The sequence below is a fragment of the Kaistia soli DSM 19436 genome (genome assembly GCF_900129325.1).
In the GTDB taxonomy this organism is placed as follows: domain Bacteria; phylum Pseudomonadota; class Alphaproteobacteria; order Rhizobiales; family Kaistiaceae; genus Kaistia; species Kaistia soli.
This window is the reverse complement of sequence record NZ_FQUP01000002.1, coordinates 625,397-647,613: the sequence shown is the minus strand read 5'-3', so window position 1 is coordinate 647,613 and position 22,217 is coordinate 625,397. Positions and strand designations below refer to the sequence as shown.

At 67.2% G+C, this 22,217-nt stretch carries 22 protein-coding genes; 11 read left to right on the top strand and 11 right to left on the bottom strand.

The window, feature by feature from the left end; all coding sequences use genetic code 11:
- Positions 1-16 precede the first annotated feature (16 nt).
- The 8 genes from BUB39_RS12535 to mutM all read right to left on the bottom strand — a co-directional run bounded on the left by BUB39_RS12535 (position 17) and on the right by mutM (position 7,886).
- Complete coding sequence (locus tag BUB39_RS12535) at positions 17-640, bottom strand: LysE family translocator (protein WP_210187063.1); 624 nt, start codon at positions 638-640, stop codon at positions 17-19.
- Complete coding sequence (gene recF / locus BUB39_RS12530) at positions 637-1,809, bottom strand: DNA replication/repair protein RecF (protein WP_073053670.1); 1,173 nt, start codon at positions 1,807-1,809, stop codon at positions 637-639. Before recF ends, BUB39_RS12535 begins: the two co-directional genes overlap by 4 nt.
- Positions 1,806-2,933, bottom strand: coding sequence for a DNA polymerase III subunit beta (gene dnaN / locus BUB39_RS12525; RefSeq protein WP_073054238.1), 1,128 nt, complete (start codon positions 2,931-2,933; stop codon positions 1,806-1,808). The genes recF and dnaN overlap by 4 nt, the downstream gene beginning before the upstream one ends.
- Before the next feature lie 186 nt (positions 2,934-3,119).
- Positions 3,120-4,643, bottom strand: coding sequence for a chromosomal replication initiator protein DnaA (gene dnaA, locus BUB39_RS12520; protein WP_084527296.1), 1,524 nt, complete (start codon positions 4,641-4,643; stop codon positions 3,120-3,122).
- 29 nt (positions 4,644-4,672) lie between these two features.
- Positions 4,673-5,119 (bottom strand): rhodanese-like domain-containing protein, encoded by a 447-nt coding sequence (locus BUB39_RS12515; protein ID WP_073053668.1) that lies wholly within the window; start codon positions 5,117-5,119, stop codon positions 4,673-4,675.
- 652 nt (positions 5,120-5,771) lie between these two features.
- The gene (rpsT, locus tag BUB39_RS12510) at positions 5,772-6,038 is read right to left on the bottom strand and encodes a 30S ribosomal protein S20 (protein WP_073053666.1); all 267 of its coding nucleotides are present in this window, start codon (positions 6,036-6,038) and stop codon (positions 5,772-5,774) included.
- 152 nt (positions 6,039-6,190) lie between these two features.
- Positions 6,191-6,964: an enoyl-CoA hydratase gene (locus tag BUB39_RS12505; RefSeq protein WP_073053665.1), complete on the bottom strand. Its 774-nt coding sequence runs from the start codon at positions 6,962-6,964 to the stop codon at positions 6,191-6,193.
- A gap of 58 nt (positions 6,965-7,022) precedes the next feature.
- Entirely contained in the window at positions 7,023-7,886 is an 864-nt protein-coding gene (gene mutM, locus BUB39_RS12500; protein ID WP_073054234.1) for a bifunctional DNA-formamidopyrimidine glycosylase/DNA-(apurinic or apyrimidinic site) lyase, read from the bottom strand.
- A 98-nt stretch (positions 7,887-7,984) separates the two neighbouring features.
- Here mutM and ubiE point away from each other — a divergent pair, with 98 nt between their 5' ends.
- Genes ubiE through BUB39_RS12465 form a run of 7 tightly spaced genes read left to right on the top strand, consistent with a single transcriptional unit; the run spans position 7,985 to position 14,590 of the window.
- Positions 7,985-8,815 (top strand): bifunctional demethylmenaquinone methyltransferase/2-methoxy-6-polyprenyl-1,4-benzoquinol methylase UbiE, encoded by an 831-nt coding sequence (ubiE, locus tag BUB39_RS12495; protein WP_073053663.1) that lies wholly within the window; start codon positions 7,985-7,987, stop codon positions 8,813-8,815.
- Positions 8,816-8,828: 13 nt separating this feature from the next.
- The gene (ubiB, locus tag BUB39_RS12490) at positions 8,829-10,403 is read left to right on the top strand and encodes a 2-polyprenylphenol 6-hydroxylase (protein ID WP_073053661.1); all 1,575 of its coding nucleotides are present in this window, start codon (positions 8,829-8,831) and stop codon (positions 10,401-10,403) included.
- Positions 10,404-10,422: 19 nt separating this feature from the next.
- The gene (gene coaBC, locus BUB39_RS12485) at positions 10,423-11,652 is read left to right on the top strand and encodes a bifunctional phosphopantothenoylcysteine decarboxylase/phosphopantothenate--cysteine ligase CoaBC (protein WP_073053659.1); all 1,230 of its coding nucleotides are present in this window, start codon (positions 10,423-10,425) and stop codon (positions 11,650-11,652) included.
- Positions 11,649-12,677 (top strand): Lnb N-terminal periplasmic domain-containing protein, encoded by a 1,029-nt coding sequence (locus BUB39_RS12480; protein ID WP_073053657.1) that lies wholly within the window; start codon positions 11,649-11,651, stop codon positions 12,675-12,677. Before coaBC ends, BUB39_RS12480 begins: the two co-directional genes overlap by 4 nt.
- 13 nt (positions 12,678-12,690) lie before the next feature.
- A complete protein-coding gene (gene dut / locus BUB39_RS12475) occupies positions 12,691-13,170 on the top strand; it encodes a dUTP diphosphatase (protein ID WP_073053655.1) in 480 nt (159 codons plus the stop codon).
- 48 nt (positions 13,171-13,218) lie between these two features.
- Positions 13,219-14,193 (top strand): cysteine synthase A, encoded by a 975-nt coding sequence (gene cysK, locus BUB39_RS12470; protein WP_073053653.1) that lies wholly within the window; start codon positions 13,219-13,221, stop codon positions 14,191-14,193.
- Positions 14,194-14,197: 4 nt separating this feature from the next.
- A complete protein-coding gene (locus tag BUB39_RS12465) occupies positions 14,198-14,590 on the top strand; it encodes a VOC family protein (protein ID WP_073053652.1) in 393 nt (130 codons plus the stop codon).
- A gap of 3 nt (positions 14,591-14,593) precedes the next feature.
- Here the strand turns inward: BUB39_RS12465 and BUB39_RS12460 are convergent, their stop codons facing one another.
- Positions 14,594-15,448 carry an SMP-30/gluconolactonase/LRE family protein gene (locus BUB39_RS12460; RefSeq protein WP_073053650.1) on the bottom strand — a complete coding sequence of 285 codons (855 nt, stop codon included), beginning with the start codon at positions 15,446-15,448 and terminating at the stop codon, positions 14,594-14,596.
- A 216-nt stretch (positions 15,449-15,664) separates the two neighbouring features.
- Here BUB39_RS12460 and BUB39_RS12455 point away from each other — a divergent pair, with 216 nt between their 5' ends.
- Both BUB39_RS12455 and BUB39_RS12450 read left to right on the top strand, forming a co-directional pair.
- A complete protein-coding gene (locus BUB39_RS12455) occupies positions 15,665-16,711 on the top strand; it encodes a Gfo/Idh/MocA family protein (protein WP_073053640.1) in 1,047 nt (348 codons plus the stop codon).
- Between the two features lie 127 nt (positions 16,712-16,838).
- Complete coding sequence (locus tag BUB39_RS12450; RefSeq protein ID WP_073053638.1) at positions 16,839-17,600, top strand: SDR family NAD(P)-dependent oxidoreductase; 762 nt, start codon at positions 16,839-16,841, stop codon at positions 17,598-17,600.
- A 13-nt stretch (positions 17,601-17,613) separates the two neighbouring features.
- Here the strand turns inward: BUB39_RS12450 and cdd are convergent, their stop codons facing one another.
- The gene (gene cdd / locus BUB39_RS12445) at positions 17,614-18,027 is read right to left on the bottom strand and encodes a cytidine deaminase (protein ID WP_073053636.1); all 414 of its coding nucleotides are present in this window, start codon (positions 18,025-18,027) and stop codon (positions 17,614-17,616) included.
- Between the two features lie 225 nt (positions 18,028-18,252).
- On the opposite strand from cdd, the gene BUB39_RS12440 reads away from it, so the two are divergent.
- Together BUB39_RS12440 and glk are read left to right on the top strand one after the other, a co-directional pair.
- Positions 18,253-18,657, top strand: coding sequence for a methylglyoxal synthase (locus BUB39_RS12440; protein WP_073053634.1), 405 nt, complete (start codon positions 18,253-18,255; stop codon positions 18,655-18,657).
- A 29-nt stretch (positions 18,658-18,686) separates the two neighbouring features.
- Entirely contained in the window at positions 18,687-19,721 is a 1,035-nt protein-coding gene (gene glk / locus BUB39_RS12435; RefSeq protein ID WP_073053632.1) for a glucokinase, read from the top strand.
- A gap of 18 nt (positions 19,722-19,739) precedes the next feature.
- On the opposite strand, the gene hrpB is transcribed toward glk, so the two are convergent.
- The gene (hrpB, locus tag BUB39_RS12430) at positions 19,740-22,202 is read right to left on the bottom strand and encodes an ATP-dependent helicase HrpB (protein ID WP_073053630.1); all 2,463 of its coding nucleotides are present in this window, start codon (positions 22,200-22,202) and stop codon (positions 19,740-19,742) included.
- Positions 22,203-22,217: the final 15 nt, after the last annotated feature.

The following is a 22,217-nucleotide window of genomic DNA, read 5'->3' as shown; positions in this document are numbered from 1 at the left end:
CCTTTCGCGTCCTGCGTCAGCGGGTGGCGATGGCGACGGCGGCACCGGCCATCACGGCGCCGCTGCCACGATGAACGAGCTTCAGTGCGCGCGGACTGGTGATGAGGCTGCGGGCCCGAAGGGCGAGCACGATGTAGAAGCCGAAGACGAGAGCAAGCACCGCCAGCGTGACGAGAGCAAGTTCAACAAAGGCGAGCGCGTCGATCCGAGCGAGATCGACGAGGCTGGGCAACAGGGCGAGATAGAAGATCATCGTCTTCGGGTTGCCCATCGTCACGGCAATCCCGGCGAGAAAGAGACGCGCATGGCTCTCGCGGCCGCGCGCCGGCGCGATCTGGCTGGCCTCGGCAGGCGCGGTCCACATCCGGACAGCGAGATAGAGCAGGTAGGCCGCGCCGGCATATTTGACCAGCATAAAGACCTCGCGGAACGTCTCGGCGAGGACCGCGAGGCCGAGCACCGCGAGCGTCAGCCAGGCGATATCGCCGATGGCCATGCCCGAGACGAAAGCGACGGCCCCATCACGGCCCCGCCCGAGCACACGTCCGACGATCGCGGCGATGCCAGGGCCGGGCGCGAAGGCGGCGACAGCCAGCGCAAGGGCGAAGATCAGCAGCCCTGACAGCGACAATCCGGTCATGATCGATGCTCCTCCCGAGCGTAGAGCTCGATCTTACCAGCGCGGACCATGAAAATCTCCGCCGATGATGGCAGCTCGCCGAAGAGCTGCGGGTCGGCACCAGTCATGAAGACCTGACTTCCCAAGGCACTGAGCGCGTCATACAGCGCGGCGCGGCGGCGGCGGTCGAGATGGGCGGCGACCTCGTCGAGCAGAACCAGAGGGGCGAGACCACTCGCAGCCGCAACGAGGCGCGCATGGGCGAGCACGATCCCGACAAGAAGCGCCTTCTGCTCGCCGGTCGATGCCCGTTCCGCAGCGACGTCCTTCGGTCCGTGGCGGACCTTCAAGTCGCTGGTATGTGGGCCGATGAGCGCGCGGCCTGCCGCGGCATCCCGGGGACGGGCTTCGCGAAGCGCGGCGCGGAAGCGCTCAGTCGCCGCCTCATCGCCGTCGCCCAGCATCGCCTCGACGGCGCCTTCGATCGCGAGATCGGCGAAGGGGAACGGTGCGGCATCATCGCGCTCGCCGGCGGCCAGGACGGCGAGCTTAGCGACTGCGTCGCTGCGGACCCGGGCGATATCGACGCCGAGGCTTGCGATTTCCGCCTCGATCCCGTCGAGCCAGGCCCGATCGGGCCGCGGGTCCTCGAGCAGACGGTTGCGGCCGCGGAGCGCCCGCTCATAGGCCGAAACGCGCGCGCCATGACGCGCATCGATGGCGAGCACCAGACGATCAAGGAACCGCCGCCGATCGCCGGCAGAACCGGTGAAAATGGCGTCCAGCGCCGGCGTCAGCCAAACGACGCGGATATACTCAGCGAAGGCAGCCGGCGATCCGACCGTGGCACCATCGATGCGGCAGCGGCGGGACGACAGGGCACCGTCCGGAAGGCGTTCGACGCCCGTGCCGAGCCGGACGTCGCCCGAGGGTCCGTCAAGCGCCAGCGAGACGGCGAAGCCGCCGTCGCCTCCAGCTCGCGCCATCTCAGCGAGGTCGGCACGGCGGAGGCCACGCCCGGCCGTGAACAGCGACAGCGCCTCAATCAGATTGGTCTTGCCGGCGCCGTTCTCGCCGGTGAGTGCGACGAGCCGGCCCGCGACTGGCAGGTCCAGGCTCGTATAGGAGCGGAAATCGGAGAGGATGATCCGCGCGACGCGCGGCGCGGCGGATGCTTCGCCGACGCTCACACGCGCATCGGCATCAGGACATAGAGCGCGTCTTCGTCGCCCTCGTCCTGGATCAGGGTCGGCGAGCCCGGGTCGGCAAAACGGAACAGCGCGGTCGGCGTCTTCAGCTGCGCCGCGATATCGAGCAGGTAGCGGGAGTTGAAGCCGATATCGAGCGGGCTCGCGCTGTAATCGACGTCGAGCTCTTCGGTTGCCGAGCCGGAATCGGGATTGTTGACGGTCAGCGACAGCCGGCCGTCATCGCCAAGCGAGAGCTTCACGGCTCGGCCACGCTCGCTGGCGATCGTCGAGACGCGGTCGACGGCGTCCGAGAAGGTGGCGCGGTCGACCTTAAGAGCCTTGTCGTTGCCCTGCGGGATGACCCGGGCATAATCCGGGAAGGTGCCGTCGATCAGCTTCGACGTCAGCACGACGGGCCCGAACGTGACGCGGATCTTGGTGTCGGAAATCTCGATCGCTGCGAGCGCCGCTGGATCGGACGTGTCGAGAAGCTTCTGGATCTCGCCGACCGTCTTGCGCGGAATGATGATGCCGGGCATGCCATCGGCGCCTTCCGGGACATTGGTCTGGGCGCGGGCGAGACGGTGGCCATCGGTCGCGACGGCGCGGAGCAGCGTGCGGCCCTCGACCGTCGGCGTGTGCAGATAGATGCCGTTCAGATAATAGCGCGTCTCCTCGGTGGAGATCGCGAACTGGGTGCGGTCGATCAGCGTCTTGAACGCCGTTGCCGGCAGTTCGAAACGCACCGGGAACAGGCCGGTGGTAAGGTCGGGGAAATCGGTCTCGGGCAGCATCTGCAGCGAGAAGCTCGACCGGCCAGAGCGCACCAAGACCGTCTGCCCGTCGGGCGCGGTCTCAAGCGCGACCTCAGCGCCGTCGGGCAGCTTGCGGACGATGTCGTAAAGCATATGCGCGGGGACGGTGGTCGCCCCCGCTCGTCCGACCTCGGCCGGCACCGTCTCGAGAATCTCGAGGTCGAGATCCGTCGCCTTCAGCGTCAATTCGGACCCGCTCGCCCGGATCAGGACATTGGAGAGGATCGGGATCGTGTTCCGCCGCTCGACGACGCGATGAACGTGGTTGAGGGACTTGAGGAGACTGGAACGCTCGAGGATCGCTCTCATGGAAACGCGGGAACCCTGGCAGTGAGCCGCGCGCGGCGCGGGGTCGGATGAGGCGGGCGCTGCCGCCTCCACGGACGAAGGAAGGTGGCGGTTTCCGCCGCGGAAGGCAAGAGCGCCGACGCCGGGCACGGCAGGGAAAACCCGCCGCGCAGCCTAAAGACGCTCTCCGCGATATGCGCTGCAGCGCTACTCGTCGATCATCCGCTTCAGGAGCTCGACCTCTTCGGCGAGGCTGCGGTCATCGCGCATCAGTTCCTCGACCTTGCGTACGGCATGCAACACCGTGGTGTGGTCGCGCCCGCCAAAGCGGCGGCCGATCTCGGGTAGCGAGCGAGGCGTCAGCGTCTTCGAGAGATACATTGCGATCTGGCGCGGCCTGACGATCGTCCGCGTGCGGCGGCTCGACAGGAGGTCGGCCTTCGACACGTTGAAATGGACGGCGACGACCTTCTGGATGTCCTCGATCTTGACGCGGCGCGGCTCACGCGCCCCGACGAGATCACGCAGCGTGATTTCGGCCGAGGCCATGGTCACCGGCTGGTTGGTGAACTGCCACTGCGCGACGAGGCGATTGAGCGCCCCTTCGAGATCGCGGCCGTTGGAGACCACCGACTGTGCAACATATTCGATCACCGTGTCGGGGATCGCAACGCCGGCATTCTGGTTCTGCGCCAGCCGGTAGCGGCTCTTCAGGATCTGGCGGCGAAGATCGAGGTCCGGCGCATCGATCTCGAAGGCGACACCGCCCCTGAGGCGCGAACGCACGCGCTCGTCGAGCGTCTCCAGATCGGCGGCCGGTCGGTCGGCAGCAACCACCACCTGCCGGGCACCGTCGATCAGCGCATTCAGCATGTGGCAGAATTCCTGCTGCACCGATTTGCCCTGCAGGAACTGCAGATCGTCGATCAGCAGAAGGTCGATTTCGCGCAGGCCTTCCTTGAAGGCGATCGCCGACTGGTTCTTGAGCGAGGCGACGAAGCGGAACATGAAATGCTCCGCCGTGAGATAGACGACCTTGCGCTGGGGATCGGCGGCGCGGGCGGCCTGTGCGATCGCATGCAGGAGATGTGTCTTGCCGCGGCCGACACCCGCATTGAGATAGAGCGGATTATAGGCGGTCGGGCGGCCCGATGGGGTCTCGGCGATGGCGCGCGCGGCCGCATAGGCGACGCGGTTGGCCGCCCCCTCGCAGAAGGTATCGAAGCTGAAGCGCGGATCGACCGGCGAGCCAGGGCCCTCACTCTCGACGCGCTGCGGCGCAGCGATGACCACTGGCGCCGCGGGAATGAGCGTCGGCGCAGGCGCTGCCGGCTCCGCAACTGCGATGGCGGGCTCGACGCGGGCCAGCGGACGGGCGCGGATCGTGCCGCGCACCACGAGCTCGATGCGGCGGATGCTCTCGATCTCGGCCTGCCAAAGGCCGAGCAGCTTCTCGATGTAATGCGCCTGGATCCAGGATTTCAGGAAGCGGGTCGGCACCGAAAGATTGACCGACAGGCCATCGGCCTCGGCGAATTCGACGCGCGCGAACCAGCTCTGGAAGACATCCTCGCCGAGCTCGCTGCGCAAGCGACGCTTGACGCGATCCCAGAGGGCGGCATCGGCCGGGCCGGTGGTGGCGGACCCACTCACGACAATGCCCCCCGTATCGGCGATCGCCTTGAGCGCCGCCGTCCCGGAGCCGAAGTCTCCCGTCCTGTCATCGCGCATCACAGCCCCTCTGTTCATCGAAAGTGTCATCAAGATTGAACCCAGGGCAGTCCAGCGGCCTTCCAGCCGTCGACCGAACCCCGGTGGCGCGCTTCATCGAGCGGCCCCTCGAAACCGCCCGCAATATTGAAGCAGCGGTCGAAACCTTCCGCCGCCATGGCCCGTGCCGCAGCGAGGCTGCGAACGCCGGAGCGGCAGAGAAAATAGAGCGCCGTCTCGCGGCCGACGCCGCGACGGTCAAGCTCGGCGGCGAGCACTTCGGCGAAATCGGCATTCACCGTCATCGCCGGAAAGCTCTGCCATTCGACGAGCAGGGTCTCCTTGCCAAGCGCCGAAAGGTCGACGATGCCGACATAGCCCCATTCAGCCTTGGTCCGCACATCGATCAGCATCGACTGCGGCTCGCTGGCAAGGCCGTCCCAGGCCTCGGCGGCAGAGACATCGCCGGCAAAGGTTCCGGCAGGCGATTGAGACATAAATTACCCCTCATGCGGCCACCCTCACGGCAGCTACACTATCGATCGTCGATCATGAATGCAGGACACAGGATCCTTCCAAAAGGAAGGCAATCAAATATGAGACAAGCTACAGATTAATCAGACACGACTTCTCAACTCTCAAACACGCACACTCTTCTAAATCTACGGAAGCAACAGCACTGCTGCGAGACATATGCGAACCATCGGCCCGTCTGCGGCCATAACTTGGGCCGCCGTCTCCATGAGTGGAAAATACACAGGGAGGGGTAGGGCCGCAACGGCTGAAACGGCCAAGACAACGCTCCCGGCAGGCCTCTCGCACCTCGTAGCGGCCGGGCCGCGCGGCGACTCGTTCGGTAAGCCATTGCGAGTCAACGGATTCGGTTGACGGGGACGCCGGGCGCCTTTTCGAAGCATAGCGGGCGAAAAAATTTAGCGCCGTTCCCCTTGACTCGCAGGGAATCTCTCCGCGACAGAAGACCAAGGCTCAAGCCATTGATATTAATGGTATTTTCATGAGAAGCCGGCATCTTCAAAAGGACACGGAATCTGGCTGTCAGGGCATTTTGCAGCGGGAACAGCCACTTACCCGCATAACAAAAAGCCCGGCCAAGGCCGGGCTTTTCCATCATCCCCAGAAAGGATTGATTCAGGCAGAAAGGGCCTTCACGCGGGCAGCCAGGCGGCTGACCTTGCGCGATGCCGTGTTCTTGTGCAGCACGCCCTTCTGGGCGGCTCGCATCAGCTCCGGCTGCGCCTTCTTGAGCGCCTCGGCAGCGGTCGCCGCATTGCCGGAGGCAATCGCTTCCTCGACCTTGCGGACCTCGGTGCGCATGCGGCTGCGACGGTTACGGTTCACAGAGGCGCGGCGAGCGATCTTGCGCGCGGCCTTCTTGGCAGAGGGCGTATTGGCCATTCAGGGCCTTCCTGATCCATCAACTTGTTCGTCGGGTTCCGCACCGGCGGCGTCTTGGCCACAACAGCACGGAATGGCGGTCTTGACCCCGCCTCGGTTCGAGGGCGCCTTATAGTCGCGCTGGATGACGCCGTCAATCGCCGCGGGCCGATTCAGCGATTGCGAAAGTGCGGCACGCGCTTCTCTGTGAACGCCGCCATGCCCTCGCGCGCATCTTCGGTGGCGAAAAGCGACTGGAACAGCCGCCGCTCCGTGCGGATTCCATCGGCAAGGCCGCCTTCGAAGGCGCGGTTAACCGCCTCCTTGGCAAGCCGGACCGACGGCTGCGACAGCGCGGCGATGCGTGTCGCGACGGCAAGCGCCGTCTCCATTAATTCGGCGGACGGAACGACGCGCGAAACGATCCCGATCCGCTCGGCCTCGGCGGCATCGATCATGCGGCCCGTCAGCACCATGTCCATGGTCTTGGCCTTGCCGACGGCGCGCGCGAGACGCTGCGTGCCGCCCGCTCCCGGCATCAGGCCAAGCGTGATCTCGGGCTGGCCGAACTTCGCCGTATCCGCGGCGATGACGATGTCGCACATCAGCGCCAGCTCGCAGCCGCCGCCGAGCGCAAAGCCTGCCACGGCCGCGACGACAGGTTTCGTCATGCGCGCGAGGCGCTCCCAGGCGGCGACGAAATCATCGGCGAGCAGATCGACATAAGAGAGCGGCTGCATCTCGCGGATATCGGCCCCGGCGGCGAACGCCTTGTCGGATCCGGTCAGCACCACGGCGCCGATCTCCGGATCCGTCTCGAACGCGTCAAGCGCCTGGTTCAGCTCGGCCACAAGCTGGAGCGACAGGGCATTCAGCGCTTTCGGCCGGTTGAGGCGGATGATGCCCACGGCGGCCTGCCGCTCGACGATGACGGTCTCGAAGCTCACGCGCGGCCTCCTTGGTCGAATGGCAAAGGCGTAGCGGACGCCGATGGCAGCGGCAAGCTCACCGTTGGCAGATGACGCAATGGAACGTCGAGCGGCCCGACTGGACGGCGCGCAGGATCACGCCGTCGCATCCTGGCGTTGGGCAGGCCTCGCCTTCGCGGTCATAGACGCGGAACGCATGCTGGAAATAGCCGAGCTCGCCATTGGCCTGGCGGTGATCGCGCAGCGATGAGCCGCCGGCCGCGATCGCTTCGCCGAGCACCGTGCGGATCGCCGCCGCCAGGTGATCGGCTTCCTCGATTGTTACCGTCCCGGCGGAGCGCATCGGCGACAGGCCCGCCCGGTGCAGCGCCTCCGCGACATAGATATTGCCGAGCCCGGCGATCATCCGCTGGTCGAGCAGCGCGGCCTTCAGCGGCGTGCGCTTGCCCTGAAAGAGGGCGAAAAGCGCCGGGCCGTCGAACGCGTTGCCGACCGGTTCCAGCCCGAGCGAGGCCAGATGCGGAGAGGCGGCGTCGCCGGGTCCGTCGGCAAGGTCCATGAAGCCGAAGCGGCGCGGGTCATTGTAGATGACGGCATGGCCGTTCGAGAGATGAAACACGACATGGTCGTGCACGGCCTGCTTGTCGCGCGGATGATAGAAGATGCCGGGTGTCGTGCTCGCGCCGCCCTCCTCGATGCGGAACGAGCCAGACATGCCGAGATGCATGATGAGCCGCGTCCGGTCGTCGAGATCGGCGAGGAGATATTTCGCACGCCGCCCGAGGCTCGCGACCGTCCGGCCGGCGATCCGCTCGGCGAAACGCGCGGGAAAGCGGAAGCGGAGGTCGGGCCGCCGTAATTCGACGGCATCGATCCGCGCGCCCTCCAGCACAGGCTGCAGGCCGAGGCGGACAGTTTCGACTTCGGGAAGCTCGGGCATGGTGTCGCTCGTCATGACTTGGGCGCCTGCTACCGTGGCGCGGTCGCGGCGCTTCGGTTATCAAGGACCCTCAAGCGTCATATAAGGAGCCGCGTGCCATGGCTACCCAGACTGGATCGGCTGCCCCGACAGCATTGGCCCCCACGAGCGATCGGACGGGCGAAACCGTTGCCGATCGCGCCGAGCGCCAGGCCTCGTTTGGTTTTCGCGACGTCGCGGTCGAGGCCAAGCAGGGCATGGTGGACGAGGTGTTCCACAAGGTCGCCGCCCGCTACGACCTGATGAACGACGTCATGTCGGCCGGCATGCACCGCGTCTGGAAGGATGCCGCCGTCTCCTGGCTGGCGCCGCCGCGCGGCCGCCCTTTCGACGTGATCGACGTAGCCGGCGGGACCGGCGATATTGCGTTTCGCATCGTCAACCGCTCCGGCGGATCGGCGCATGTCACGGTTGCCGACATCAATGCCTCGATGCTTGAGGTCGGGCGCGAGCGCGCCGCGAAGCGCCACCTCACCGACAATGTCGACTTCACGCTTGGCAATGCCGAGGAACTGCCCTTCGAGAACGGCCGTTTCGACGCCTACACGATCGCCTTCGGCATAAGGAACGTACCGCGGATCGAGAAAGCCCTTTCCGAGGCCTATCGCGTCCTGAAGCCGGGCGGACGGTTCCTCTGCCTCGAATTCTCGGCTGTCGACGTGCCGGTGCTCGACAAGATCTACGATGTCTATTCGTTCAACCTCATCCCCGGCATGGGCAAGCTCGTGGCGGGAGATGCCGAGAGCTACCGTTATCTCGTAGAATCCATCCGCCGTTTCCCGCACCAGGAGCGCTTCGCGGAGATGATCCGCCGTGCCGGCTTCTCGCGCGTCAGCTACCGCAATCTGACCGGCGGCATAGCGGCGATCCATTCCGCCTGGAAGATCTAGGGCCGCAACGGGAATGGCGATCGGCCCTGTCCAGCTCTTCCGCCTCGCGCAGGCGGGCTTCGTCCTCGCCCGCGAGGGCGCCTTCAGCATTGTCGAGATCGAGGATCTGCCGCCAGGTGCGGCGCTTGGCGTGCGGCTTGCCCGGTTGTTCGAGCGCCGCCGTGCCCGCAAGGAGGATCGCGGCGAGCGCATTTCGGCGGCGCTCAACCGGCTCGGCCCCTCCTATATCAAGCTCGGCCAGTTCATGGCGACGCGAGCCGATGTCGTCGGCGAGGACGTCGCCGATGCGCTCGGCAAGTTGCGCGACGAGATCGCGCCGTTCGGCGAGGCCGCGGCGCGGATATCGATCGAGCACAATCTCGGGCGCCCGACCGACGAGATCTTCGCCGCCTTCTCGCCGCCCGTCGCCGCGGCCTCGATCGCGCAGGTGCACAAGGCCGAACTGATCGAGGCCGATGGAACCCGGCGTGCCGTGGCGGTCAAGGTGCTCCGGCCCGGCGTGCGCGGACGCTTCCGCCGCGATCTCTCGACCTTCTATGCCGGCGCCGAACTCGCCACCCGGTTCGACCCGCAGATGAAGCGGCTGAAGCCCGTCGCGGTCGTCGACATTCTCGCCCGCTCGGTGTCGATGGAGATGGACCTGCGTCTCGAGGCGGCGGCGCTGTCAGAGATGGCAGAGCGGACCAGCGGCGATCCCGGCTTTCGCGTACCGAAGGTCTATTGGGCGCAGACGGCGCGCGACGTGCTGACGCTCGAATGGATCAACGGCGTCAAGCTGTCGGACCCGGCCGGCATCGCCGCCGCCGGCCATGACCCGAAGCTCGTGGCGCGACGCCTGATGCAAGCCTTCCTGCGCCACGCGATGCGCGACGGATTCTTCCATGCCGACATGCACCAGGGCAATCTGTTCGTCGACGCGGCGGGCGATGTCGTGGCGGTCGATTTCGGCATCATGGGGCGGCTCGGCCTCGCCGAACGGCGCTTTCTCGCCGAGATCCTCTACGGCTTCATCCGCCGCGATTATCTCCGCATCGCCGAGGTGCATATCGAGGCGGGCTATGTGCCGCCGCGTCACGCCGCCGAAGACTTCGCGCAGGCGCTGCGCGCCATCGGCGAGCCGATCCATGGCCAGCCGGCGCGCGACATTTCGATGGCCAAGCTGTTGACGTTGCTCTTCGAGGTGACCGAGCTCTTCGACATGCAGACGCGGCCCGAACTGCTGATGCTGCAGAAGACCATGGTCGTCGTCGAGGGCGTCGCGCGTTCGCTCGATCGCGATTTCGACATGTGGAGCGCCTCCGAGCCGGTGGTGCGCGAGTGGATCGAGCAGAATCTGGGGCCCCTCGGCCGCATCGAGCAGGCGGCGAGTGGGCTTGGCGAATTCGGCCGGGCCGCGACGCGGCTCCCGGCGCTCCTGGAGCACGGCACGCGTGTCGCCATCCAGCTTGACGCGGCGACGCGGGACGGCATCACATTGGCGCCCGAGACCGTTGCGGCGATCGGCCGTGCGGAAGGGCGCGGCAATCGCTGGCTGGCGATCGGCGTCTGGGTGGTGGCGGCGCTGCTCGCCTATCTTGCGCTGCGATGAACGGGAGGGGAATCGCCGCATGACCGAGGCCACTGCAAGCCCCCTCGCCGGCCGCGCCGTGCTTCTCGTCATCGGCGGCGGGATCGCAGCCTACAAAGCGCTCGGTCTCATCCGCCGCCTCAAGGAGCGCGGCGCCGTGGTCGCCGTTGTCATGACGCGGGCGGCCTGCCAGTTCGTGACGCCGCTGGCCGCTGGGGCACTAGCCGGCGGCACCGTCTATACCGAGCTCTTCGACCGCGAGGCCGAGCAGGATGTCGGCCATATCCGCCTGGCGCGCGGCGCCGATCTCGTCGTCGTCGCACCGGCGACCGCGGATCTGATGGCGAAGATGGCGGCGGGGCTCGTCGATGACCTTGCCACCGCGGTGCTGCTCGCGACGGCCGCGCCCATCTTGATCGCGCCAGCGATGAATCCGGCGATGTGGAACCACAAGGCGACGCAGCGCAACGCGGCGCGCCTCGCTGCGGACGGGATTGCCTTTGTCGGCCCGGCAAGCGGTGAGATGGCCGAGCGCGGCGAGGCCGGCACGGGCCGCATGAGCGAACCGCTCGAGATCGCCGCCGCCGCGGAAGCGCTGCTCGCGCCCGGCGAGAGGCCGCTCGCAGGCAAGCATGTGCTGGTCACGGCCGGGCCGACGCATGAGCCGATCGACCCGGTGCGCTATATCGCCAACCGTTCTTCAGGCCGGCAGGGCTTCGCCATCGCGGCGGCGGCGGCAAAGGCCGGGGCGCGCGTGACGCTGGTGCATGGCCCGGTGGCGATCCCGCTGCCGGCCGGCGTTACGGCGGTCGGGGTCGAGACCGCACGGGCAATGCTTGCCGCCGTCGAGGCGGCGCTGCCGGCCGATATCGCGATCTTCTCTGCGGCGGTCGCCGACTGGCGGCCGGCGACTGAGGCGAGCGGCAAGATCAAGAAGGACGGCAGCGGCCAAGTTGCTCCGCTCACCATGACCGAAAACCCCGACATCCTCGCGACGATCGGCCATCGCACCTCCGGCCGGCCCGGCTTCGTCGTCGGCTTCGCGGCCGAGACAGATGCGCTGCTCGACCACGCCCGGGCCAAGCTCGCCCGGAAGGGTGCCGACCTCATCGTCGCTAATGACGTGTCGCCCGGCAGCGGGATCATGGGCGGCACGGAGAACGAGGTCGTGCTGGTGACCGATGACGGCGCCGACCGCTGGCCGCGGCTCGGCAAGGACGAGGTGGCCAGCCGCCTCATCGACTGGATCGCCGGACGGATCACGCCATGATCGTTCTCCGTGCGCTCGGACGGCTGTTGATGGCGCTGGCGATCCTTCTCACCGGCGCCTGGGTCGGGCTCGCCTTATGGTTCCAGCTGCCTTTCGGCCAGCTGGCCGTTGTCGTCGCCATCGTCGTCTGGTCGATCTTCGTCGTCGCGATCGTGCTCAACGAACTCGTCAAGCCGACCTGGCGCTCGCGGATCGTCTATGGCCTGGCGTTCCTCGCCGTGCTCGCCTGGTGGTCGACCCTTCATCCTTCAAATGATCGCGATTGGGCCGACGCCGTCGCCAATGGCGTGACCGGGACGGTCGAGGGCAACATCGCGACGCTGCAGAATGTGCGGGACTTCGACTGGCGCTCGGAAATCGAATTCACGCCACGCTGGGACACACGGCACTACGATCTCGACAAACTCTCCTCCGTCGATCTGTTCCTGGCTTACTGGGATGGTCCGGCGCTGGCCCATGTCATCGTTTCGTTCGGCTTCGACAATGGCGACCATGTCGCGTTCTCGGCCGAGATCCGGCCGGAGGCCCAGGAGACGTTTTCGGCGCTTGGCGGCTTCTTCCGCGAGTTCGAGCTGGTGCTGATCGGCGCCGACGAGCGCGATGTCGTGAAGCTCCGGACGAATGTCCGCGGCGAGGATGTATATCTTTATCCGCTGTCGATGCCGAAGGCCGCGATGCGACAGCTCTTCCTCTCCTATGTCGATCTCGGCAACGACCTCGCGGCCAAGCCGCGCTTCTACAATTCGCTGACCGCCAACTGCACGACGGTCGTCTTCCGCCTCATTCGCGCCCTCGATCCCGGCCTGCCGCTCGACTGGCGCATCCTCATCTCCGGCTATCTGCCCGGATATATCTTCGACCATCAGGACCACCCGCCCGGCATGACGCTCGACCAGTTCCGCAGCGCGGCCGCGATCAGCGAGCGGGCCCGCGCCACCGGCGCGGCGCTCGATTTCTCGACACGGATCCGCCTGCCGGCGCCACCAGTGCCGCCGCCGGGCGATGCCGCGGCGCCCGCCCCCTGAGCAAGAGACCCGAATGCGATCCGAACCTTCCATCGAGCTGAAGATCCTTGACCCGCGCCTCGCGACATGGGGGCTGCCCGCCTATCAAAGCGCCTCAGCGGCGGCGATCGATCTCCATGCCTGCATCGACGAACCACTGACGCTTTCGGCCGGGGCCGCCGCGGTGCTGGTGCCGGCCGGCTTCGCGATCTTCATTCGCGATCCCTTTCTCTGCGCCGTGATTCTGCCGCGCTCGGGCCTCGGACATAAGCAGGGGCTGGTGCTCGGCAACGGCGCCGGGCTGATCGATGCCGACTATCAGGGCCCAATCATGGCAAGCCTCGTGAACCGTAATCCGCCCGGCGGACCGCCCGTCGTGATCGAGCCGGGCGCCCGCATCGCGCAGATGATGTTCCTGCCCGTGGTGCGGCCGCGCTTCACCGAGGTCACCGAATTCACCGACGAGACCACGCGCGGCGCAGGCGGCTTCGGCTCGACCGGAGCCGGCGCTTGAACTAGGCTCGGTCACAACCAGAACCGCTTCGGGAGCCAAGGAACAGCCATGACCGACGAAACATCCGCCGCCCCGCGCGGCCGTGGCCGCATCTATGAATCGATCACCGACACGATCGGCGATACGCCCATCGTCCGCCTGAAGCGGATCGCGGAGGCGAAGGGCGTGAAGGCCAACCTGCTGGCCAAGCTCGAATTCTTCAATCCGATCGCCAGCGTCAAGGACCGCATCGGCGTCGCCATGATTGACGCGCTCGAGGCCAGCGGCCGCATCACGCCCGGCAAGACCGTGCTGATCGAGCCGACCTCCGGCAACACCGGCATCGCGCTGGCCTTCGTCGCAGCCGCGCGCGGCTATCGCCTGATCCTGGTCATGCCCGAGACCATGTCGATCGAGCGGCGCAAGATGCTGAAGCTTCTGGGCGCGGAACTGGTGCTGACCGAAGGCCCAAAGGGCATGAAGGGCGCCATCGCGCGAGCGGAGGAACTCGTGGCCGAGATCGGCGATGCGATCATTCCGCAGCAGTTCCAGAACCCAGCCAATCCCGAGATCCATCGCCGCACGACGGCCGAGGAGATCTGGAACGACACCAAGGGCGCCATCGACGTCTTCGTCTCGGGTGTCGGGACCGGCGGCACGATCACGGGCGTCGGCCAGGTGCTGAAGCCGCGCAAACCGTCGCTGAAAGTGGTCGCGGTCGAGCCGAAGGAAAGCCCGGTGCTTTCCGGCGGCGCGCCGGGGCCGCACAAGATCCAGGGCATCGGCGCCGGCTTCGTGCCCGGCGTGCTTGATACTTCGATCTATGACGAGGTGATCCAGGTCGAAAGCGCCGAGGCGCTCGATTATGCCCGCCTCGCTGCACGTCTCGAAGGCATTCCGGTCGGCATCTCCTCGGGCGCCGCCATCGCCGCCGCTGTCCAGATTGGCCAGCGCCCCGAAATGGCCGGCAAGAACATCGTCCTGATCATTCCCTCCTTTGCCGAGCGCTATCTTTCGACCGCGCTCTTCGAAGGTCTCGACTGAGCGGATGATCCGCGTCGAGCGGCTCGATCATCTCGTCCTGACGGTCGCCAGCATTGAGGCGAGCCTCGCCTTCTATGGCGAGGTGCTGGGCATGGCGGTCGTCACATTTGGCGCGGGGCGCAAGGCCCTCCGCTTCGGCGCGCAGCAGATCAACCTGCATGAAGCGGGACACGAATTCGAGCCGAAGGCCATGAAGCCGACGCCAGGCTCGGCCGATCTCTGCTTCATCGTGGAGACGCCGCTTTCCGAGGTCACCGCGCATCTCGCGGCGGCCGGCGTCGCGATCGAGCTCGGTCCGGTGCCACGCGAGGGCGCCTCGGGCGCGTTCGCCTCGCTCTATCTCCGCGACCCAGACGGCAATCTCGTCGAGCTTTCCGAGCTCATGCACCAGGCCTGAGCCCTACGGCCAGCCGGCGCGCGGCACATCGACCTCGACCGTGAGAACGCGGCCGCTCGGGCCACCCTGCCCGATCGCCTGCGGTCCCTTCCAGTCCGCGGCGAGGATGAACAATGTTCGGCCGTCGCCGCCGCCCAACATGCAGGCGAAGCAGCCCCGATCAACATCGACGCGCTGGAGCAGCGTCCCGTCCGGGCCGATCCGACAGCAGCAGCGGTTCGGCACATCGGCGAACCACACCGCACCTTCGGCATCCATCGTGATGCCGTCAGGATGAAAGCCGGGGAGATCGGCAAAACGGCGCCGCGCCGTCAGCGCGCCGTCGCCGCCGATCGTGAAGGCTGTCAGGCAGCTCGCATAGGATTCGCCGAGGACCAGCATCCGGCCATCGGGACTGATCGCCATTCCATTTGGGAAAGCGACATCCTCGGCCTCCAGGCGGACCTCGCCCTCAAGGGACACGGATGCGACGAGCCCCGGGCGAAAGGCACCGCCGGGAAAGTCGAAGCCGATCGTATTGACATAGGCACGCCCCGTCGCATCGACGACGATCTCGTTCCAGGGCTTGGCCGACAGGGGCGAGAGATCGGCATGCGGCGCGAAACTGCCGTCCGGCCGGCGGATCGACAGCGTCGGGCCGGCGATCAGCGCCATCGCTCCGTCCGGCATGAAAGCGAAGGAGAAGGGCAGCGCATTGACGGACGCGATGATCGTCACGGCGCCGTCCGCTTCGATGCGCTTGATCTGACCCGCCCCCCAGTCCGAGAGCCAGAGCCGCCCGTCATGCCAGCGCGGCGATTCGGGGAGCAGCAGCCCCTCCGCCACGATGCGAAGATCATCCGCTCCTGCCTCATTCATTCCCGTGCCCTCCCGCTTCCCCCGAGGACGATCGGCGCTGCGGCTTGCCGACATCGCCTCCGATTTTCACGCAGGTCAGCGCGGCGCGCCTCGATCACGCCATCGCGATGACGTACGCACCGCAGGCGGCTGGAATCTCGCGGCGGAGTGACGTTAAGTGGGCCACCAGCCAGCCACCGCAATGAGTTGGCGGATGATCTCATCGGGAGGATTTTGATGCGACTGCTCATTCTCGGCACCGGCGGCATGGCTGCCGCCCATGCCCGCAATTTCGCCGCCATCGATGGCGTGACACTGGTTGGCGGCGTCGATGTCGTGCCGGAGCGCCTGGCCGCCTTCGCGGCCGAACATAACCTGCCGCGCCAGTTCGCCTCGTTGGAGGACGCCCTCGCTTGGGGCGAATTCGACGCCATCGCCAATGTGACGCCCGATCGCATCCACTATCCGACGACGATGCAGGCGATCGCCGCCGGCAAGCATGTGTTCTGCGAGAAGCCGCTGGCGACCGATGCCGGCAAGGCGATGGAGATGACCGAGGCGATCGAGGCGGCCGGCAAGGTCGGCATGGTGAACTTCACCTATCGGAACTCCCCGGCGCTGCAGAAGGGCCGCCAGATGGTGCTGGACGGCGCCGTCGGCGCGGTGCGCCATGTCGAAGCCTCGCATCTGCAGAGCTGGCTGGTCGGCAATGCCTGGGGCGACTGGACGAGTGAGAGCAAGTGGCTTTGGCGGCTGTCGAAGAAGCACGGCTCCAACGGCGCGCTCGGCGATATCGGCATCCATATCGTCGACTTCACATCCTATGGCTCGGGGCTCGACATCGCCCATGTGTTCGGACGCCTGAAGACCTTCGACAAGGCGCCGGGCAACAAGATCGGCGAGTACGATCTCGACGCCAATGACAGCTTCACGATGAATGTCGATTTCTCGAACGGCGCCATCGGGACCATCCAGGCGACGCGCACCGCACCGGGCCAGCTCGACCAGCTGCGCCTCCGCGTCTATGGCGACAAGGGGTCGCTCGAGATCATCTACGACACGGGCAAATCGACATTGAGGGCCTGCATCGGCGAGGATGTGCACACCGCCACCTGGCGTGACGTCGCCTTCGATCCCGTCGAGACCAACTACCAGCGCTTTGTCGCCGCCGTTCGCGCCGGCAAGACGCAGGAACCGTCCTTCCGCCGTGCCGCCAATATTCAGAAGGTGCTCGACAAGGCACTTGCCTCGGACGAGAGCCATAGGGACGAGGCGATCGTCTGATCGCCAGCCGCGACGGAAAGACCGACCCCAAGGCCATTTCCGCCAACGCGCAATGACCCTAGAAGGAGGGCCGGCCGCTTCGACGGCCGGCCCTTTTGCGCGCACCGCCCAGGAGACAGCGACAGAAATGACGACCGGCGCCATCTATCCGAGCCTCAAAGGCAAAACCGTGCTCATCACCGGCGGCGGCAGCGGGATTGGCGAATCGATCGTCCGCCATTTCGTGGCGCAGGGTTGCAAGGTCGGCTTCCTTGACATCGACCGGGCCGCCTCCGAGGCGCTCGTGGCCGACCTCGCCCCGACCGGAACGGTACAGTTCGAGCACTGCGACCTGCGCGACATTTCCGCCCTCAGGGCATCGATCGATAATATCCGCACTGCGTTCGGTCCGATCGAGATCCTCGTCAACAATGCCGCGCATGACCAGCGTCACAAGCTCGAGGACGTGACGCCGGAATATTGGGACGAGCGGATCCAGGTCAATCTCCGCCACCAGTTCTTCGCCGCCCAGGCGGTCGTCCCCGACATGAAGGCTTCGGGCAGCGGCGTGATCATCAATCTCGGCTCGATCAGCTGGATGATCGGCCAGGGCGGCATGCCGGCCTATAGCGCGTCCAAATCGGCCATTCTCGGGCTGACGCGCAGCCTTTCGCGCGATCTTGGCCCGTTCAACATCCGCGTCTGCTCCGTCGTGCCGGGCTGGATCATCACGCAGCGCCAGCTCGATCTCTGGCTGACGCCGGAAGCCGAGCAGGAACTGCTGGCGCGGCAGTGCCTCAAGCGGCGACTGATGCCAGCCGACATCGCAAAGCCGGTGCTTTTCTTCGCATCCGACGAGGCGAGTGGCTGCACCAACCAGAGCTACATCGTCGATGGTGGCTGGGTCTGAGCCGACGCGCGCCTCAGAACTGCGATTCGATGGCGAAGCCTGAGGGCAGAAGGTCGGCGATGCCGAAGGCATTGCCGGCGCCGTCGGGGTCGCGGCAGTCGATGACCGTCGCTGCGGTCGAGAACTCACGGAGCCGCTGCCGGCAACCGCCGCAAGGCGTACACACAATGCCGCCATCGACGCGATCGGCGACGACCGTGATCGCGGCGATGCGACGGCTCGCCGGGTCGGTCCCGGCGGCGATCATGGCCCCGATCGCCGATGTCTCGGCGCACCAGCCTTCCGGAAACGATGCGTTCTCGACATTCGCGCCGACGAAGACGCGCCCGTCCTCGGTCCGGATGGCGGCGCCGACCGCGAAGCGGGAATATGGCGCGTGGGCATTGTCGCGCACGGTGCGCGCGCGTTCGAAGAGTTCGGCGTCCAAAGCGGGTCCCTCGTATCCTGACGCCGCCTGCCGCAACGCCTCGAAACGAATTGAAGCGCAGGCCGGCAAGGCACGTCAAGCGCCGCTTGGCGGACGGCATAGCGCTGCCAATTGATTGCACCGGCCGCCGAATTTACGAGCAGCGTGCACACTTTCCGCTTTTCGTCGGACCCCGATCTTTCTATCACTGGCGGTCGACAGGTCGCCAGCGGGGGCAAGCCATCCATGACCGAGACGCCGAGCAAGCCGGCTTTGGCACTGGTCGCGCATGATCAGAAGAAGGACGACATGGTCCGCTTCGCGCGAAGCCATGCCAGGCGGCTGGCTGCCTTCGACCTGTTTGCGACGGGCACGACCGGGGCGCGGATCATCGAGGCGGCGCCCGAACTGCCGGTCACACGGCTGAAGAGCGGGCCGCTTGGCGGAGACCAGCAGATCGGCGCCATGATCGCCGAAGGCCGCATCACCGCGCTCATTTTTTTCGTCGATCCGCTAACGCCAATGCCCCACGATGTCGACGTCAAGGCGCTGACCCGTCTTGCAGAGCTCTACGACATCCCGATGGCGCTCAACAGCGCCACCGCCGAACTCATCATCACCCATCCTGGCGCCATCGCGCGACCGATATGATCGCGCCCTCCAGCGCTGACCGAGGCACCATGGCTGAGACCACCACCGACCGGGACTTCATCCGCTTTCCAACGCTGATCGGCGACATCGGCGGCACAAATGCCCGCTTCTCGCTCGTCTCGGACGGTGACGGACCGACCCGCCGCTTCGCGAACGCCCAGACGGCCGATTTCGCCACGATCGACGACGCCATCGCCGCCACCGTGCTGCCGGAGGCGCGTCCGCGCTCGGCGGTGCTCGCCGTCGCCGGGCCCGTGCAGGGCGATCGCGTGCCGCTGACCAACTGCTCCTGGGTGGTGGAGCCGCGGCGGATGATCGAGCGCCTCGGGCTCGACGAGGTGATTCTGCTCAACGATTTCGAGGCGCAGGCCCTGTCGCTGCCGGGACTCGGCCCTGACGATCTCGTGTCGATCGGCGGCGGAGAATCGGTCCCCAACGCCGCGCAGGTTGCGGTCGGACCCGGCACCGGCCTTGGCGCGGCCGCCCTCATCCATGCGCGCGGCACATGGTTTCCGGTCCCCGGCGAAGGCGGGCATATCGACCTCGCGCCTGTCTCGGAGCGAGATTTCCAGATCTGGCCGCATATCGACGAGCCCTTCGGCAGCGGCCCGTATCGCCGCATCGCCGGGGAGACGCTGCTCTGCGGCGCCGGGCTGGTGCGGCTCTACAAGGCCGTCGTCGCGGCGGATGGCGCAAGGTCCCGCTTCGATGATCCGGCCGAGGTGACGGCGGCGGCGATGGATGGATCCGACGGCCACGCCGAGGAAGCGCTGTCGCTGTTCTGCGTCCATCTCGGCCGCCTCGCCGGCAATCTCGCCCTCGCTTTCATGGCGCGTGGCGGCGTGTTCCTCGCAGGCGGCATCGCGGCGCGGATCGCGCCGTTCCTGGCGCAGAGCGGCTTCCGCGACGCCTTCATCGACAAGGCGCCGCATCAGGCGCTGATGGACAAGATGCCGACTTCGGTGGTCATTCATCCCGAACCGGCGCTGGCGGGGCTGACCGCCTATGCCCGCCACCCCGAGACCTTCGGCGTCGCCACCGAGGGGCGCCACTGGCGCCGCTGAGACGACGGACCCGTCCTGTCACGTGCCGCGCGGCTTGGCGCGGGCCGTCGGCGGCGCTGCCAGCGGATCCTCGGGCCAGGGATGCTTTGGATAGCGTCCGCGCAAATCGGCGCGGACATCGCGCCATGAGCCGCGCCAGAAGGACGGCAGGTCGCCGGTGATCTGGATCGGCCGCCGGGCCGGCGAAAGCAGATGCAGCGTCAGCGGCACGCTATCCGCAATGCTCGGATGACGGTCGAGCCCGAACAGTTCCTGCACCCGGACCTCGAGCACCGGCCGACTGGGATCGGAATAGTCGATCGGCAGCCTCGAGCCGGAAGGCGCCTCGAAATGCGTCGGCGCCATCCGATCGAGCATCGCCTTTCGATCCCACGGGATCAACGCGGCGAGCGCCTCATGCAGGAGGGTGGCATCGATCGCATCGAGCCGCCGCCTGCCAAGAAGATGAGGCGCGAGCCAATCGTCCAGCGTCGCCTGCAATGCCTCGTCGGAGACATCCGGCCAGTCCTCGCCGGCCTTCCGGCGCAGGAAGGCCAGTCGCGCCCGAAGCGCTCCCGCCGCGCCCTCGAAGGCGAGAGCGCCGATCCCGCGGCGGCGGATGGCGGCGAGGAGCGCCGCGACGACGGCGGTCTCGGAGGGACGGCCGGCAGCGGATTCGCCGAGCACGAGGCGGCCGAGCCGCCGGCTGCGCCGCGCGCGCACCGATCCCGTCGTCTCGTCGAAGGCGACCGTCTCCTCCTCGAGGATCGCGCTGCCGAATTCGGCTTCGATTTCGGCAAGTGTCAGCGGCGCCGCGCTGAGGATGCGGGCATTTTCGGCCGCGCCCTGCAGGCTCGCGACGGCGAGGAAGTCCTGCCGTGCCAGCGCATCGGCTGGATCGAGCACGCCGCCACGCCCGTTCGCCATCACGAAGGCGCCAGGCGCGCCGCGCGCCATGGCGATGCGTTCGGGAAACGCGAAGGCGATGAGGAGGCCGGCCTGCTCGATCGCCGCGCCATCGAGGGCGGGATCGGCCCCCACCATGCGAGCAAAGCGCACGCCGAGCGCCAGCGCATCTCGGCTGCGCTGATCGCGGGCCGAGCGGAGATGGCCGAGCCGGTCGCGGAGATCGACCCCATTGCCTCCAAGTCCGGGCTCCGCGAGAAGAGCGGCAAGTGCGCCCGCGACCCCGCCGAGTTCCATGGTCGCGGCCGTCCGCAGCATATGCCCGAGGCGAGGCGGCATCGCGAGGCCGGCAAGCGCCCGCCCTTCCGCCGTCAGGCGCCTGTCGCCGTCGATCGCACCCAAGCGCGACAGCAGCGCCATCGCCTCATCGAAGGCGGCGCGCGGCGGGGCATCGAGAAAGGCGAGCCGCGCCGGATCATCGACGCCCCAGGCGAGCAGATCGAGCACGAAGGGCGAGAGATCGGCGTCGAGGATCTCGGGGCGATCGAAGGGGGCGAGCGCCGCGGTCTGGCCTTCGTCCCACATCCGATAGCAGACGCCGGGCTCCGTGCGTCCGGCGCGACCCCGGCGCTGGTCGGCAGCAGCGCGCGAGACGCGGCGCGTCTCAAGGCGCGTCAGCCCCGTCGCCGGCTCATAGAGCGGCACGCGTGCCAGCCCTGAATCGATGACGACGCGGACACCCTCGATGGTGAGCGAGGTCTCGGCGATGGAGGTCGCCAGAACCACCTTGCGCCTCCCGGGCGGCGGCGAGCGGATGGCACGGTCCTGCGCGGCGAAATCGAGAGCGCCGTAGAGCGGCGCGACTTCGACCCCCGCCGGAATCGTATCGGCGAGCCGTTCGGCGGTGCGGCGGATCTCGGCCTGCCCCGGCAGGAAGACGAGGAGGCTGCCGCTTTCCTCGCCGAGCGCGCGACGGATGACGGCGGCGGTCTCGTCATCGATCCGGCGGCCGGCGTCGCGTCCGGAATGCCGTGTCTCGACGGGAAACATCCGCCCTCGGCTCTCGATGATTTCGGCTTTTCCGAGAAGCCGGGCAACGCGGGCGCCGTCGATCGTCGCCGACATCACGAGAATACGGAGATCCTCACGAAGGCCTGCCTGCGCATCGAGCGCAAAGGCAAGGCCGAGATCGCCATCAAGGCTCCGTTCGTGAAATTCATCGAAGATGACGGCCGAGACGCCTGAAAGCGCGGGATCATCGACGATCATGCGGGTGAAGACGCCTTCGGTGACTACCTCGATGCGGGTAGCGGCGGAGACACGGCGGTCCATGCGGACCCGGTAGCCCACCGTCCGCCCGACCTCTTCGCCAAGCGTTGCCGCCATGCGGGCGGCGGCAGCGCGGGCGGCCAGGCGCCGTGGTTCCAGCAGGATGATGCAGCCGTCGCCGCGCCAAGGCGCGTCGAGCAGCGCCAGCGGCACACGGGTCGTCTTGCCAGCGCCGGGCGGCGCCACCAGCACTGCGTTGAGGCCAGCGGCCAGCGCCGCCTTCAGGGCGGGAAGGACGTCTTCGACGGGAAGAGTGTCGGGCGACAAGAAGCGGCCGGACGG